The following is a 16,216-nucleotide window of genomic DNA, read 5'->3' as shown; positions in this document are numbered from 1 at the left end:
GTCATTTTTTATTCTTCGGAGTGATCAGGCTTTTCTGTTTCACCTCCTGAACTCATCGTTGTCTCAGTTGTATGTTCATCAATCTTTTTTTCTTTTAGCTTAACAGAGAATAAGTCTTTGACTTCTTCATCCACTTGATCAGAGTCAGCGCTGTAAGTTGTACCAATGTTTAAGTGGCCGGTCAAATCTTTAATTCCTAGCTGGCCAAAATTATTACTAAGGTCAATTTTGTCTAACAATACTTTTTCCACCATAATTTTTTCAACAACAATGGACTGCTTTGGCTGAGTTACTTCATCAATCTTTTTGTCAAGAGTTTTCACCATCTCATATAAAGCTGTATTGGACGATTCTTCCTTTAACGCAGAGAGCTGATTTTGAATGTCTTCGAAATTAGGAGCTGACTGCATAGTCGAAAGTAAATGAGCTGTTTGCTCGTGCAGTTGAGACAATGATTGAATAAGATGAGCTGATTCATGTAATTGCTGATGAAGCTCTTCTATTTTAGGAATCGCGTCGGTTAAACGCGTCACTTGATCAATAATTCCCTGCAGGTTCAGCGCTGAATCTGACGAATGAACAGGTTTTGTGAATTCAACTTCATCAGATGTCTTAGGCTCCGTTTGGCTCGGCAACTTCTTTGGCTGCTGAGGGGGTTTCTTTAGATTAGACTGTTTTTTAGTTTTCATCTTTTCGGGTAATTCTTTCCGCTTTTGATTAGAGCTTTGGTCTATGGGACTTACTTTTTTTTTGGTTGGAAGGGAAGACGGATTTATTTTACGGACTGTTTCAATTTTAGGCGATTGTTTAAACCACTTAGAAAACATGAAATTCCCTGCCTTTCATGCTACGTATAGTTCTGCACAATAAATTACAAATCAAATTTCACGTGCAATAGACCATCTTTAAATGATGCGTGACACGGCGCTTCCCCTACAGCAGGTGGAAGGATGATTGATCGTTGAAACGTTCCTTCACGTCTTTCTTTGTGAAGAACATTTGCATCCTTCATCGTTAAAAGAGATGAACCGGATATGTGTAAAGTATTTTCATGCATGGTCAATTCGACGTCTGTTCGTTTAGCACCGGGTATTTCAATCACAACTAACAGTTGATTTGCCCATTCGTATACATCAATTAAAGGATAATCTCGATACTCATTTACAATTTGAGGAGAAGCATCTGCTTCCGTATCATTCTTTTCTTCAGGATCATCGTCAAAAATCTTTTCCCAAAATTTTGTATGGTTTTCTTCTTGTAACGTTTCTGCCCACTTTTTAAACTTTCCATGATTCATATTTGTCACCTTCTTTAAAAAAATAAAACAAGGCCTTTTGCCGCTTTCTATTTTATATGTATGCATGAAAACAGAAAAAAACGTCCACTTTAATCTAAATCGTGGACGTCTATTTGAGACATAGGAATATTAACATGTTTAGGCATCCGGATTTCCAACACCCCGGAACGATATACGGCGCGTGTACCTTTTTTGCGAACCGAACAAGGAAGCTGAATTTCTTCTTTGAAGGATTCTTCTCCATCTATTCCTTCAATCGTACACACGTATGGAGTATGATAGACTTTAATGCTTGATACAATATCGCGGTTAGGAATTTTTAACTGAACAATGCATTCGTCTAATGTATTAATGACGTTTGAATCAAATCTTCTTAGCTGTTGTCCATGACCTTCATTTCCCACATCCTGCTGTTCTTTCATCATGTCTTGGGCTTGCTTAAAGAATTCATTTCCTTGCATAAAATCCGGAAAAGAATGGGACATCGTAGAAGAAATCATTTGCTGAATATATTTATTCATGTCTTTAGATGCCATTCCTTTTGGGATATTTTCCATCATTCCTTTAAACGGAGACTTTCCAAATGGAAACATATTTACACACCTCCTTGTAATGTGCCAAGTAAAACGACAAAATCGTTAAATCTAAATTTGATTTCCAATTGGAGCTGAAGGGTTTGCAATTTGATCTTGATCGCTTACGTCAGGATCTAACACGCCCGTATTCATTTGAGAGCAAGTAGGAGAGAAGTTACCTAAAGAGAAATTTGCGCCGTTAAACTTTGAGTTCGCCGTGTGACTGTTTTGAATGGTGGAACCGAAATCAATATTTGCGTTTTGTGTGACACCGTTTGTTACGATATTAAAAACGTTAATTTGAAGAGGCATAAAGAGACTCCTTACTGTTTTTATTCATTCTACTCCAACGGCCTATTGCGTTCAGAGAGAATGTATTCACCGTTTGTCGTCATGCTGTTGACAAGCATTGCCCTATATCACTGCTGATAACCATTGACATGATCAACGTTTGCAATATCTGTTTGGTCATTTGTATCAGGATCGATATAAATGTTTCGCATTTTCGAGGAAGCAGGTGAGACATCGCCATAAGAAGAGTTCGTACCAGTGGATTTTGAATGAGCCGTGTGACTGTTATGGAGTGCTTCGCCAATGTTGACAGAACCGTTGCTTGAGATACTGTTGATCTTTAAATTATAAATGTTAATAACACTTGGCATAGGCTCTCACCCTTTTCTATGGTTGATTAATGTATCCTATGATGATAAGTGCCTAAACGTTCACAATTCCTCATAACTAAAATCGCCTTTTCCGATTGAAGGAAAAAGCGATTGAGAGAGGATTACTTAATGATATGATGGGCTTATGAAATGGGTGCAATACGATAATTCTTTTTTTCTAAAATGTAAGAGATGCTTTGTTGGACAGTGGAAAATGTTCGCCAATTAAACTGAGAATCTACAAGCGACAGAGCCATTTTTGAAGAAAGACCAACAATAAGGCAAGTGGTACCAATCAAACGCAAAGCATCGTGGAGCGTGTTAATATAATAACCGTGTTCTTCATCTAACGAATGAAGGGAAGATAAATCAATAAGCAAATAGCGCGCCTGTTCTTTTACAACTGCCTCCAATACCGTTTCAGTTAGCTTCTTTCCACGTTCTATATCCATCTTACCAGTAATGGGCACAGCTAAAACCTCGTCCCATATCTTTAATAAAGGAGTGGACAAATCCTCAATTAACCGTTCTTTTTCAAGCTCTGCTTCGGCTTGATCTGTAAAGTCTAATAGCATAAGCAAGTAGCCATAACGCTCGCCGTCTTTTGTATCAATGGGGTGAATCACAGCTTCTGCTACGTATTGACTGCCAATTGTTATACGCGTTCTGTAAGTTGTATGAAGAGAGGTGAGTAATTTTTCCGCTTCTTCAGAATTGGAATGAAAGAAGTCCATATGCTTTCCAATTAACTCTTCGATATGAGATAACTGGTAGATTGGGAGTACTGGCTGGAGTGTTTCAATTGCTCTTGCATTCATCCACTGCACACGATAGTCTTTATCTGCAATGATCATGGTTTCTTGAATATTTTCTAAAATCAAATGTCCATTAAGCTTTTGTGGAAGTCGTCCAATTCCATTCATTCTCCATCTCTCCTTATGCGTGTAGTAAGTTTATGTACATCTACTTTATATTTTACAGTGAAAAGAATAAAGAAGGCTATAAGAAATTTATTAACGTGTATAGGGATTATGGTATGTAAAAAAACGTTGGAGTAAGTACTCGCTTCAATTAAAAAACTCCCCTGTGCAAAAGGGAAGGCCACTTTACTCATATGATTTAATAAAATCAACGTTGTATTTTTCAACGCTTGATAGGTAGGAATCTCTAAATGATGAATCAGGCGTATACCATGACTTTTCATAAAAATAGGCTTGAAGATCTTTCGATTTAAATACATACCCATGCCGCGCATAGATTTCATTTCGAGCTAGCCTTAGTTCACTCGAGCTCAAACTGCTAATATCACTATAGCTTAATTTGTAAGAATCCGAACCAGGAAGAATATAAGAGCTTGAAGTAGCATAAGAGCGCGGCCCAGGCACGATCACTTCTCGTTCTTTTATGACGGTTTTTTCCTTTTCAACGGGTGGCGTTTGTATATTTAACATAATACTTTCTTCACTTTGAATAGTGTAGGGACTGCTTTTGAACGTTGTGCCGTCTTTTTGCACTTCTGCATGAACAGTGACGCTTCCATCCGTGGCAACAGGCCCTATTTGTGATGAGCTATTCATCTGCAGTCCCGTGCTTTTTCCATTTACGAATAAAATAGCGTCATCTCTATTTGATGAGATTGTAACGTAAGCCCCTTTAAATACCACAGATATATTTTCTTCTTTTTGCCGGTGAAAATTTACAGTGGTTTGGTCTGTAAGTTTTCCGTAAGAGCTTTCATAAGAAGCCGTAAGCGGGTAATTTCCAATCATAAAAGGCCCTATTTTTTGCGTTTGATTCTTGGATATCGATTGTTTTGTATCATTGACTGTAACCGTTGCATCCTCTGGCGTGGTGAGGGAGATATAATATGATGACGGCACAACCACGTACTGTTTTTTGAAGAGTAGTGAATGTTTCTGTTCTTTTATTGTAAAGTAGATACTCGATTTATTTTTTAAATCATTTTCAATGTCTCGTAAAATAGAACCATCGGAAGTTGCGTCTAACAGAGCTTGAATAGATGTGTCATTAATAACTATAGTAGACTGCGAAGAATCTAATAACTCTCTTAACACAGCTGTATCTTTCGATTCTAATGCCTCAATAAAGCGGTCAGCCGTCTTTTCTTCTGAGCCAGAGAAAAAGAAATAAAATACAAAAGTTAAAAGAAGTATAAGCGCAATACCCCCGCCAATATACCAGCTCTTTTTATACTTAGCTGCAGCTGGCGACACGGTGAAAGAAAAGCCGCAGTTATTGCAAAATAATTGGTTTGTGCTTGCACTGGCCCCGCATTTTGGACATTGATTCATTCTCACCATTCCTTTCTATTTGTTCCATTAAATGTATGGAACGTGTAGGTAAAACAGACCATTAAATTGGAAAAAGAATAGATTCAATAAGAAAGATAAACACACCAAACATGCACAGAAAAGGTGAGGTATGCTATGATAAGAACTATATATTAATCCGATAGGGACACTCTGTCATATAAAAAGGAGATGAAGCAAATGAGTGTTTCATTTGTAAATAAAAATCAAGAGTCTACGTATGAAAAATTGCTGCCTCTAGTCGAAAAATTTAAGAAACGAGCTTTTAAAATAGATGAAGAAGGTACGTTTCCCTTTGAAAATATTCAAGAGTTAAAAGAAGCGGGCTATACACGTCTTTCTCTCGAAAGCAAATATGGCGGAAATGAATTACGCCTTTATGATTTTTTATTATTTCAAGAATTAATTGCTCAAGGAGACGCTTCTACAGCTCTTAGTATTGGATGGCATATGGGGATTACAATGGACTTGCGTGAAAAACAGCCTTGGAATCAGCAAATGCTCGATTTTATTTTTAAAGAAATAGAAAAAGGTGCACTTATTAACACCGCCGCTACTGAACCGAAGACAGGAAGTCCTACTCGAGGAGGAAAACCGGAAACGACAGCCGTAAAAACAAAAGAAGGCTGGCGAATCAATGGCCGAAAAACATTCACGACGATGTCTCCAGTGTTAAATTACTTTTTGGTAAAAGCAAGCATTGAAGGTGAAGAAGAGATCGGCTTATTTTTAATTCCTCGTGAAACAAGTGGACTTTCAATAGAAGAAACATGGGATATGATTGCAATGCGCGGAACAGGAAGTCACGACCTTGTGCTAGAAAACGTCGATATTAAACACGACTTTCTTGTTGAACGCCTCGGTGGTTTTAAAAAGAATGAGCCAAGCGGCTGGCTGCTTCATATACCAGCTTGCTACATGGGTACAGCCATCGCAGCAAGAGATTATGCTGTCGCATTTGCTACAGAATATTCGCCTAATAGTATTGAAGGAACGATTAGCGAGTTGCCAAATGTGCAGCGTTTAGTAGGAGAGATGGAACTTGAACTTATGCAGGCGCGTCACTTTATGTACAGCGTGGCAAGTAAATGGGATGAAACCAGCGACCGAGCAGCATTAGCGGGAGAGTTAGCAGCTGTCAAACACGTAGTGACCAATAGTGCCTGTACGGTTGTCGACAAAGCCATGCGCATAGTAGGAGCACGTAGCTTGCAGCGCAGTAATCCGCTGCAGCGCTATTATAGAGACGTGCGTGCTGGCCTTCACAACCCTCCAATGGATGATATGACAATTGTTAATTTAGCGAAGCAGGCGTTTACTAGATAAAACTTAATAACATGTTAAATGATGAAAAACTGCTTATTATAGGCTATTCTATAATAAGCAGTTTTTTCGTTGCAAGAGGAGGAATTGAAGATGAAGTCCATGAGAGAAATTCAGCTGACACCCTATAATATCGCGTGGGAAAAGGAATTTTCAAAAGAAGCTGCCACCTTAACAACTATAATGTCAGCTCAAGTTTTAGAGGTTCATCATATCGGAAGCACTGCTGTTCCCGGCTTAAGCGCAAAACCGATTATTGATTTACTTATTGAAGTGAAAGATATAAAAAAAGTAGATACGTATAATCAGAGGATGGAACAGCTTGGTTACGAAGCGAAAGGTGAAAACGGCTTAAAAGGAAGACGATACTTCCAAAAAGGCGGGAATGAAAGAACGCATCATGTTCATATTTATGAAAAAGGCCACCCAGAAATTAATCGGCATATATGGTTTCGAGATTATCTGCGTACTCACCCTGATGCAGCAAAAGAATACGAAACGCTGAAAATAGAACTAGCGCATCGCTATCGCTTTGAACCAGAAAAATATGTAGAAAATAAAACGAATTTTATTCATAAAATAGATGGGCTAGCTTTAAAATGGAGAAAGGGAAGCAGCAATAAGAATAGGAAAGATGATCTTAGATAAAAAGGAGGAACGAGCTTGACTCCAGTTCTAAATCGACAGACAAATACAGGAAAAAAGAAAAAAACAATATGGATCAGCCTGATATCCTTTGTTATTCTTTGTTTTGTACTTTGTACGGCAATTTCTCTTTATGTAGGCATAAGCCTGACAAAACTAGATAAAAATCCTGCTGTGAAAAATCCTAGCGATTACGGCATGCACTATAGCAATCAAGTATTTTTGAGCAAAGACGGGATAACCCATTTAAAAGGATGGATGATTGAACCAACGGAACAGCCAAGAGCGACCATTATTATGTCACATGGATACGGAAATAACCGTGAAGCACAAGGAGCTGGCTTTTTGCCGCTGAGTAAAGAATTTGTAAAAGCGGGATATCGAGTAGTCATGTTTGACTTTAGAGATTCAGGAGACTCAGAAGGAAATCAAACGACGATTGGTGTAAAAGAACAGCTCGATTTATTAGGCGTTATTCAGAAAATGAAAGAAACAACAAAAGAGCCAATTGTGCTCTACGGCATTTCAATGGGAGCCGCCACTTCTTTATTAGCAGCCTCTCAAGATGACGACGTAAAAGCAGTGGTAGCGGATAGTCCTTTTAGCGATTTAACCTCTTATTTAAAAGAAAATCTATCTGTATGGTCTCATTTACCAAACTTTCCGTTTACACCGCTAACCATTGCTATTCTTCCTGTTATTGCAGATGTAAATCCTGCTGAAGCTAGTCCTATTAAAGCAGTCGAGCATATTTACCCTCGACCCATTTTATTTATACACAGCACAGGAGATACAAAAATTCCTTACACTGAAAGTGAAAAAATGGCTAAAACGCACCCGGATGCTTTTCACTTCTGGAAAACTGATAAAGCAGAACACGTTCAAAATTATCATGTATACAAAAAAGAATATGTAAAGCGCGTATTATCTTTTATTGAGCAATCGCTGTAAAAAAAGAGGCTGGGACAAAAATATTTTAGACGAAATGAAAAACGAACCATTGATCAAGACTTTTGATTAGTGGTTCGTTTTTTTGTTAAGACAAACGTAGATTTCATTTGTGTAAATCTTTAGATGGAATTCATTTCGTTATGTCTCAACCTCTTTTAGCCGTTGATTTTACTTTGTTCTATAAGCTCAGCATATAAATTACGAAGAATGTAGGTTTTATAACTTTCTAGCTTTCTTCCATCAATTTTAGAGATATTGGCCGCTTTTAACTGTTGAACAAACCAGCCCTTGGAATAGATATAAGCCATCGTTAACCACTCCTTTAAAAAAGATGCACGCTAAATAATTAACTATATTCATAAAAGGAACTTAAAAGAAGTAAACAAAGCAAATGAATTGACGTTCATTTTTTACAGCGTTATACTGCTCTACAGCTACTTATAAAGGAGGAAATGAACAATGAGTAAACAGTATATAAACGTAAATGGGGTTAATTTGCACTACATAAGCAAGGGACAAGGAGATCTTATGCTATTTCTTCATGGGTTTCCTGACTTTTCGCATATTTGGCGACACCAGATAGATGAATTTTCTAATGATTTTCACACAGTTGCTTTGGACTTAAGAGGATATAACTTATCTGAAAAGCCAAGCGGACTAGAATCATACGAGATTGATGTATTAGTAGAAGATATTCGCCAAGTGATTGAAGGCCTAGGATATAGCTCCTGCACGCTAGTTGTACACGACTGGGGAGCAGGAATCGGCTGGACATTCGCTTATCGCTACCCGGAATATGTACAAAAATTAATTGCTTTTAACGGTCCGCACCCTTATACATTTATGCGTGAGCTTAGAACAAATAAAAATCAGCAAAAAGCAAGTGAGTATATGAAATGGTTTCAAAAACAAGAAGCACAGGACTATATGGAACGAGACAACTTCTCAGGTTTGCGTAAGCTTGTGATCGACCCAGGTGTAAAAAAAGGATATCTAACAGCTGATGATGTTCAAGCATACATGAACTCTTGGGAAAATGGCTCTGTGCTGTCTATGCTAAGTTATTACCGCAATTTAAAGATTTTTACAGAAGAAGACCTTCAAAGAAAATCTTTGTTTCCGTTAGAAGAAAAAGTGTTAAACATCCCGGTACAAATGATTTGGGGAAATCAAGATCCTACTTTTATGCCTGAAAACTTAGATGGTATTGAAGAATATGTGCCAAACATATCTGTTCACCGATTAGCTGAAGCATCTCATGCCCCTCAGCATGAAAAGCCTCAAGAAGTAAACGATGTGATGTGGAATTTTTTAAATAAGTAAAGATAAAAAAAGGCTCAGACAAAAGTAGTTTAGTTAAAAGAAGATCCGAACGATGAATTGAGATTCTTAATGGAGAATCCAACTCGTTTGGATTTTTTTATTGCGCAGGTTTCATATATATAGTGGTTTCTAGCCGTTGATGGCGAAGACTCCTGCGAGAAAGACCCTGCAGGGCGCAAACGACGAGAAGGCTTAGCGGCTGCCTGCAGAAAGCGAAGTCTTGAAAGGAAATCAACAGCGGTGTTAAAAGTGATTCATACTAACTCATTTATCCCATTTGTTCGTCTTTAAATTGAATTTATCTTGTTATGTCTCAATTTCTTTTTCTGTTAAATTTAAAATATTTATTCAAAAAGTGATCCAAATGAATAAGGTGTTCGTTAGGTAAGTAGAAAAGGAAGTACTTCTTAAGAAAAGGCGGTTAAAAACTTTTTTAAAAAAAGTGATCTAACTGAAGAAGGCGTTCGTTAGATAAGTAGAGAGGGAAGGAATTCTTCACGAAGATGACATTTAAAAAAATTTTAAAAAAGAGTGATCCAACATCACTCAGCAATCGTTTAGTAAATAGAAAGAGAATACTTCCTAAAAAGGATCATTAAATGTGAGGGAACATGAAAGGTTAATATATAGAATATTCAAAATGTTCAATCTATTTAATGGTTTAAGATGTAGTAAGAATGAAAAAAGTGGCGTACATCAACTAAAAATGAGGAGAGTGGAAAATGATGAAATTAAGTAAAAAATTAATGATCCCTGTACTAGGAGCTTCACTATTGATGCCGACTATTGCAAATGCAGAGGAAGCAAAACCAACGGCAGTAACAAAAGCTTCAGATCTACGAGCGAACTTAGACTACCTATTATCTGAACACTTTACGCTTGCCGTTGCTGCTATGACAACAGCCTATGACGGTTCTAAAGATGCTGACGCTGCGTTCAAAGCATTGGATCAAAATGCCGTCGACATGGAGCCAGCTATTGCTTCTATCTATGGTGATAAAGGAGCAGCTGAATTTGAACGAATTTTCAGAGAACACAACAATTACACAGATGATTTTGTAAAAGCAACAAAAGAAAACGACAAAGAAGCCATGGCGGAAGTAGATAAAGAAGTAGATCAATTCGTGAATGAATTTGCTAAGTTCTTAAGCACTGCTACGGAAGGTAAACTACCTGAAGATGCAGCAAAAGAAGCGCTTCGCGTGCACGAAGATCAAGTAAAAGAAACGTTTGAAGATTATGTAGAAGGTGACTATGAAGCGGCCGCTAAAACATACCGCGAAGGATATCAGCAAATGTTCGCAATTAGTAAAGCGTTATCAAATGCAATCGTAACGCAAATGCCCGATAAATTCGACAATACCAAAGTAGATACACCAGCAGCAGATTTACGTTCTTCATTAAACAGCTTAGCAGCAGAACATTTTGCTTTAGCAACAATGGGAATGGAAAAAGGGTTTAACGGTTCAAAAGATTACGACTATGTTAGCTGGTTAGAAAATGCTAACACAGCAGATTTTAAAGCTGCAATCGGTTCAGTATATGGCGATGAAGGGGCTGCGCAATTCGAAAAAATTTGGCAAGGAGATCACATCAATGCCCAAGCTGAACTAGTAAGTGCACAAGTAAAAGGCGATGAAGCAGGAGAAAAAGCTGCTAAAGACAAGCTCCATAAATTCGCGCAAGAATTTGGTACATTCTTAGGAACAGCAACAGATGGAAACCTTCCAACTGCAGACGCACAGGCAGCTATAAAAGCACATGAAGATACGGTTATTAAAACATTTGAGCAATATGCATCCGGCGACTACGCTGGAAGTTATGATACGTACCGTGAAGGGTATAAATTAATGTTTGGTGTTGGTCAAGCTTTAGGTGAAGCGATTGTAAAACAAAATCCCGATAAATTTGCTGAGACAGCTATGCCAACAGATATGCCGAAAACAGGTATGGGCGGGGCGTCTGAATCAACGATGAACCCACTAACAGCGATCTATATTGCACTAGGTTCGTTAGCTGTATTAACAGCTGGAGTTATTTTACGCAAGAAACCAGTAAGTAAATAATATTTTTTCTCCTTTTCCTTATGAATTACAAGTCAAGAGTCCTAAAAAAAGAAGAGAGGTTGTTCTCTCTTCTTTTTTATAAACAGCTGTGAAACGAGGTGACGATGTGAAAAAAGCGATTGTTCTCGCCTACTGTATATTAAGTTTAGTCCTGCTTGTTAGCGGCGGACTATATTTTAAAGAACAAATGGTAGAAGCAAAAGAAATGAAGCAACAGAATGCAGCTAAGCAAAAAGAAAAAGAAACACAATCAAAGGATTTAAAAAGCCGGGTAACGCTTGAAGAAGAATTTGCTGTATTAAAAAAGCATAAAACAGAAGCCAAACAGTTAAACAAAGAATTCAAAGGAATCATTCCTGCAAAAGTGTCCATTCCAGCTATTCATGTGGAGACTTCAATTGAACAAGTAGGGTTATTAGACAGCGGTGAAATGGCAGCGCCATCTACAGAAAATGGAGTTGCTTGGTTTGAACCAGGAGCAAAACCTGGCGTAAAAGGAAATGCTGTATTAGCAGGACACGTAGACAGTAAAACTGGTCCTGCCGTCTTTTACAATCTCAAAAACTTAAAAAAAGACGATGAAATTACCATAAGAGATGCACAGGGGACCACGCTTACCTTTGTTGTTAAACGTACAAAAAGCTATCCGCGAGATAAAGCACCTCTAAACGAAATTTTTGGGTACAGCAACAAACGTAATTTAAATTTAATTACGTGTACAGGCACGTTTGACCGTGCGGAAGGAACCCATCAAGAGAGGTTAGTTGTCTATACAGAACTAAAAGCTGACCAAGCAAAAGAATTGGAGCGTGAAGCAACTGCACCAAAACCTCCTACACATGTAAAGATGAGCGGTAATTTACTTACGTGGTACGCGGTACGAGAAGGCAATATTATCGGTTACCGAATTTACAAAAAGAATCCAGGCGGAACATTTGTCCATATTGGCAGCGTTTCGGAATTTGAGCGAAAAAGCTTTGCCGACTCCGACGCATCTCAGTCTCGTTATTATGTAACAGCTGTTAACGAGTCAGGAAAAGAGTCTGCTCCATCTAGTATAGCGAAATAACAAAAAGCTCTCTTCACACGGAGAGCTTTTTGTTATTTTTGATGGTCGATTAAAAAGATATCTTCTGGCTTTCTATTTATCTAAATGCTATTAGTTTTAATAGATAAATAAAAATTCCTTAAAAATAATACTTGAATAATATAAATATTCAGATTATTATGTACTAATAGTCTTTTTGGTAATTAAAAGGAAAAAAAACCAAAAAGAATCTAAAAGAAAAAGGAGAGAAAGTATGGCACAACCTAATTTGCAAACAGAGCAAAAATCACATCCAACAACCTTTCTAAACAAACTATTAGGAAGAGTAGAAGCATTCGGAAACAAACTACCTGATCCTTTTATTTTGTTTGTATGCTTAGCGCTTATTATCGTATTAGCGTCTGTTGCTATTAATAGTATGGGAGTAACGGTGGTCCACCCTGGTACTAATAAGACTCTTCCAATTGAAAGTTTGTTGTCGCATGAAGGCATTCAGTATATCTTAACATCGATGCTGACAAATTTCACTGAATTTAAGCCCCTAGGACTTGTACTTGCTATGATGCTTGGAGTCGGACTTGCAGAAAAAGTAGGTCTGCTTGAAGTGGCCATAAAGAAAACGATTTTAAATGCTCCAAAAGCTCTTATTACATACGCCATCATTTTTACAGGAATTATGGCCAACTTAGCCGCAGATGCTGCTTTTGTCATCGTGCCTCCGCTTGCCGCAATGATATTTTATACAGTAGGAAGACATCCGCTTGCTGGATTAGCAGCAGGGTTTGCTGGGGTGGGATCAGGCTTTACAGCGAATCTTATTATATCCGGAACCGACGGATTGTTATCAGGCATTTCTACTGAAGCTGCTAAAACAATTGACCCAAGCGCTGCTGTCAGCCCTGCAGCGAACTGGTACTTCATGGCGGCTTCTGTATTCGTTTTAACTATTATAGGAGCGATCGTCACTGAAAAGATTGTAGAACCTAGACTGGGTAATTATAAAGGAAAAAAACGCAATGATTTTGGTGAAATCAGTGAGGTAGAAGCAAAAGGATTAAAAAACAGTATCGTTGCTACATGTATTTATGTCGTTGTACTAGCTGTTTTCTTATTTTGGCCCAACTCTCCTTTACGAAATGAAGACGGTGGGATTGTTCCATCTCCTTTTTTAGATGGTATCATTCCGATTACACTGCTGTTTTTTGTGGTAGTTGGCTCTGTTTATGGAATAACAGTAGGGAAAATCAAAAGTTCTAGAGATATACCTGCTTATATGACTGATTCGATGAAAGATATGGCTAGCTATATTGTCCTTATTTTTGCCGCCGCTCAATTTATCGCTTACTTTAATTGGACTAATATTGGAACGTGGATTGCAGTAGAAGGAGCGGATGCATTAAAAGCACTAAATCTAACTGGACTTCCAGTTGTGGTTGGTTTTGTATTTTTAACTGTTGTTTTAAGCCTTCTTATTTTTAGCGGCTCCGCTCAATGGGCACTAGAAGCACCTATTTTTATTCCATTATTCATGCTGTTAGGATACAATCCTGGATTTATTCAAGCAGCTTACCGAATAGCAGATTCGTCTACGAATGTAATCACTCCTTTAAATCCATATATGATTGTCATTTTAGCCTTTATGAAAGAATACGAGCCGAAAGCAGGACTTGGAACCATCATTTCACTTATGCTTCCTTATACTTTAGCCTTCTTAGGAATTTGGATTATAATGTTGATTGTTTTTGCTGTATTCGGTATTCCTCTAGGACCAGGTGTATATATGTATTTGTAAAGAAAAATCCTCTTCTACTCCAAGAAGAGGATTTTTTATGTTAGAAATTCTAACAATCATAAATGATATTGCAGCTTATGTGTACATAGAAGAATAAATAATAAAAAGAAAAGAGTCTAAAAAACAAAAGTTTTCTGAATAAATTTGCAAAAAGTAGTTGCTAAATACATATAAATCAAATATGATAGTAAACATAACAATAGATGTTATATAATCTAACATTAAATTTAGGGGTTATTTATTCGTACTTAAGGGGGAAATCATCATGCAAATGGGCGATTCAGTATTTATGTTTTTTTCAGCATTATTGGTTTGGATTATGACACCAGCTATTGCATTGTTTTACGGGGGCATGGTTCGAAGTAAAAACATGTTAAGTACCGCGATGTATAGCGTAGGTTCCTTAGCTGTTATATCCGTTCTTTGGATAGTAGCAGGCTATTCGTTAGCTTTTTCGACCGGTGGCAATGCTTTTATTGGTAACTTGGACTGGGTAGGATTAAAAGGAGTCGGATTCACTCCAAACGGGGACTACAGTGCTACGATCCCGCATAATATGTTTATGATGTTTCAACTGACATTTGCTGTACTAACAGTAGCTATTATCTCTGGGGCTTTTGCAGAGCGCATGAAGTTTTCAGCATTTATCTTATTTGCTATCCTATGGTCATTATTTGTATATGCACCAGTTGCACACTGGGTTTGGGGAGTTGGCGGATGGCTTCGTGAACTAGGAGCTATTGACTTTGCCGGAGGAAACGTCGTTCACATTTCGTCAGGTGTAGCAGGATTAATTCTAGCTCTTGTTGTTGGAAAACGAAAAAATGCCGATGCCGCAGCACCTCACAATTTACCGTTAACTCTTTTAGGCGGAATGCTGATTTGGTTCGGGTGGTTTGGTTTTAACGTTGGAAGTTCTTTAACTATTAACAGCGTTGCAATGACGGCTTTTATTAACACGAATACAGCGGCAGCAACAGGAATTATCGGCTGGCTTGTAGTAGAGTGGATTATCAATAAAAAACCTACGCTGCTTGGAGCCGTTTCGGGAGCGATTGCTGGACTTGTAGCTATTACACCAGCTTGTGGATTCGTTACACCGTTTGCCTCTATTGTAATAGGTTTTATCGGCGGTGCAGTTTGTTTCTGGGGTATCTTCTCACTTAAAAAGAAAATCGGTTACGACGATGCGTTAGATGCATTTGGTCTTCACGGTATTGGGGGAACGTGGGGAGGTATTGCAACAGGTTTATTTGCCACAACTTCTGTAAATGACGCTGGTGCGAATGGTTTATTCTACGGAGATCCAAGTCTACTTTGGAAACAGCTGGTTGCTATCGTAGCAACATACCTATTTGTCGGTATTGCTACCTTCATTATCGTTAAAGTGGTTGGATTAATCGTATCTCTGCGTGCGACACAAGAAGAAGAAACGCTTGGGCTTGATATTACGCTGCACGGTGAAAGAGCGTATCACGAATCGAATATGTAAAAGGGGTGGACACAGTGAGTGATGTTTTAACAAAAATTGAAATTATTACACGCCCTTCAAAGTTTGAAGAGCTTAAGCAAGAACTGGCGAAAATCGGCGTTAGCGGTATTACAGTTACGGATGCACTGGGGTGCGGGTTGCAAAAAGGCATTACGGAGCTTTATAGAGGCGTTAAAAAACAAGACAATATGCACGCACGAATTAAAGTAGAAATTGTAGTGTGCGAAGTTCCGGTAGCTGACGTTGTTGATAAAGCAAGAAAAGTACTAAATACAGGTCAGCCTGGAGATGGGAAAATATTTATCTATGAATTAAAAAATGCGATTAAGATCCGAACGGGGGAAGAGGGATCACAGGCATTACGAAATAATAGTTAAACTTAGGGAGAAAGAGAAAACAAAGGGTCATATAAAAGGTGCATACTCTGCACCTTTTTTTAGATTGAATAGTTACACGGCATGTTTCCTTACGGTGACATGCTTTTTTGTTATATATATAGCCAAAAAGTATATCGCAAAAAATAAGTGAATATAATTAAAATTATTTTTATAAAATTAAGAAAATTATAAAAATATGTGTCATTATTACTGACAAGTTTGGTGAAATACTGCTGTTTATCCTTTTATAATAGTAAAAAATAACTATATTTTTACTATTTTTAGTTTCTCTTTATATATGAGAGCGAATCTATTATGAAAGGATGTGAAAAAAG

17 protein-coding genes are annotated in these 16,216 nt (G+C 37.8%); 9 read left to right on the top strand and 8 right to left on the bottom strand.

All coding sequences use genetic code 11. The features are described from left to right. Positions 1 to 8: 8 nt before the first annotated feature. The 7 genes from ACFX4E_RS11645 to ACFX4E_RS11615 form a co-directional block, all read right to left on the bottom strand. Positions 9 to 827 (bottom strand): hypothetical protein, encoded by an 819-nt coding sequence (locus ACFX4E_RS11645; protein ID WP_048019032.1) that lies wholly within the window; start codon positions 825 to 827, stop codon positions 9 to 11. Positions 828 to 871: 44 nt separating this feature from the next. After that, a complete protein-coding gene (locus ACFX4E_RS11640; protein ID WP_028412844.1) occupies positions 872 to 1,297 on the bottom strand; it encodes an Hsp20/alpha crystallin family protein in 426 nt (141 codons plus the stop codon). An 89-nt stretch (positions 1,298 to 1,386) separates the two neighbouring features. Then, positions 1,387 to 1,890 (bottom strand): Hsp20/alpha crystallin family protein, encoded by a 504-nt coding sequence (locus ACFX4E_RS11635; RefSeq protein WP_028412845.1) that lies wholly within the window; start codon positions 1,888 to 1,890, stop codon positions 1,387 to 1,389. Between the two features lie 51 nt (positions 1,891 to 1,941). After that, on the bottom strand, positions 1,942 to 2,184 hold the full coding sequence (locus ACFX4E_RS11630) for a spore germination protein (RefSeq protein WP_013057626.1): 243 nt from the start codon (positions 2,182 to 2,184) through the stop codon (positions 1,942 to 1,944). A 107-nt stretch (positions 2,185 to 2,291) separates the two neighbouring features. Next, positions 2,292 to 2,534 (bottom strand): spore germination protein, encoded by a 243-nt coding sequence (locus ACFX4E_RS11625; RefSeq protein WP_013057625.1) that lies wholly within the window; start codon positions 2,532 to 2,534, stop codon positions 2,292 to 2,294. Positions 2,535 to 2,677: 143 nt separating this feature from the next. After that, positions 2,678 to 3,457 (bottom strand): STAS domain-containing protein, encoded by a 780-nt coding sequence (locus tag ACFX4E_RS11620; protein ID WP_013057624.1) that lies wholly within the window; start codon positions 3,455 to 3,457, stop codon positions 2,678 to 2,680. 183 nt (positions 3,458 to 3,640) lie between these two features. After that, a complete protein-coding gene (locus ACFX4E_RS11615; RefSeq protein ID WP_377238139.1) occupies positions 3,641 to 4,846 on the bottom strand; it encodes a TcaA 3rd/4th domain-containing protein in 1,206 nt (401 codons plus the stop codon). Between the two features lie 198 nt (positions 4,847 to 5,044). Here ACFX4E_RS11615 and ACFX4E_RS11610 point away from each other — a divergent pair, with 198 nt between their 5' ends. The 3 genes from ACFX4E_RS11610 to ACFX4E_RS11600 all read left to right on the top strand — a co-directional run bounded on the left by ACFX4E_RS11610 (position 5,045) and on the right by ACFX4E_RS11600 (position 7,783). Next, a complete protein-coding gene (locus ACFX4E_RS11610) occupies positions 5,045 to 6,190 on the top strand; it encodes an acyl-CoA dehydrogenase family protein (protein ID WP_377238138.1) in 1,146 nt (381 codons plus the stop codon). Positions 6,191 to 6,280: 90 nt separating this feature from the next. Continuing rightward, complete coding sequence (locus ACFX4E_RS11605; protein WP_098332841.1) at positions 6,281 to 6,835, top strand: GrpB family protein; 555 nt, start codon at positions 6,281 to 6,283, stop codon at positions 6,833 to 6,835. 15 nt (positions 6,836 to 6,850) lie between these two features. Next, complete coding sequence (locus ACFX4E_RS11600) at positions 6,851 to 7,783, top strand: alpha/beta hydrolase (RefSeq protein ID WP_102813046.1); 933 nt, start codon at positions 6,851 to 6,853, stop codon at positions 7,781 to 7,783. Between the two features lie 155 nt (positions 7,784 to 7,938). Here ACFX4E_RS11600 and ACFX4E_RS11595 read toward each other — a convergent pair whose 3' ends face one another. Further along, a complete protein-coding gene (locus ACFX4E_RS11595; protein ID WP_081085308.1) occupies positions 7,939 to 8,091 on the bottom strand; it encodes a YflJ family protein in 153 nt (50 codons plus the stop codon). A 151-nt stretch (positions 8,092 to 8,242) separates the two neighbouring features. Between ACFX4E_RS11595 and ACFX4E_RS11590 the strand changes: the two genes are divergently transcribed. The 6 genes from ACFX4E_RS11590 to ACFX4E_RS11565 all read left to right on the top strand — a co-directional run bounded on the left by ACFX4E_RS11590 (position 8,243) and on the right by ACFX4E_RS11565 (position 15,881). Continuing rightward, positions 8,243 to 9,106 (top strand): alpha/beta fold hydrolase, encoded by an 864-nt coding sequence (locus ACFX4E_RS11590; RefSeq protein ID WP_028409083.1) that lies wholly within the window; start codon positions 8,243 to 8,245, stop codon positions 9,104 to 9,106. 722 nt (positions 9,107 to 9,828) lie between these two features. Further along, positions 9,829 to 11,172, top strand: coding sequence for a hypothetical protein (locus ACFX4E_RS11585; protein WP_014459522.1), 1,344 nt, complete (start codon positions 9,829 to 9,831; stop codon positions 11,170 to 11,172). 106 nt (positions 11,173 to 11,278) lie between these two features. Next, complete coding sequence (locus tag ACFX4E_RS11580; protein ID WP_098965060.1) at positions 11,279 to 12,241, top strand: class F sortase; 963 nt, start codon at positions 11,279 to 11,281, stop codon at positions 12,239 to 12,241. Positions 12,242 to 12,473: 232 nt separating this feature from the next. Next, entirely contained in the window at positions 12,474 to 14,012 is a 1,539-nt protein-coding gene (locus tag ACFX4E_RS11575) for an AbgT family transporter (RefSeq protein WP_377238136.1), read from the top strand. A gap of 265 nt (positions 14,013 to 14,277) precedes the next feature. After that, positions 14,278 to 15,504, top strand: coding sequence for an ammonium transporter (locus tag ACFX4E_RS11570; protein WP_013057612.1), 1,227 nt, complete (start codon positions 14,278 to 14,280; stop codon positions 15,502 to 15,504). Between the two features lie 14 nt (positions 15,505 to 15,518). Next, positions 15,519 to 15,881, top strand: coding sequence for a P-II family nitrogen regulator (locus ACFX4E_RS11565; RefSeq protein WP_028409080.1), 363 nt, complete (start codon positions 15,519 to 15,521; stop codon positions 15,879 to 15,881). The last annotated feature ends 335 nt before the right edge of the window (positions 15,882 to 16,216 follow it).

The organism is Priestia sp. YIM B13491, from assembly GCF_042787605.1.
Lineage (GTDB): Bacteria > Bacillota > Bacilli > Bacillales > Bacillaceae_H > Priestia > Priestia megaterium_E.
This window is presented reverse-complemented; position numbering and strand designations above follow the sequence as displayed.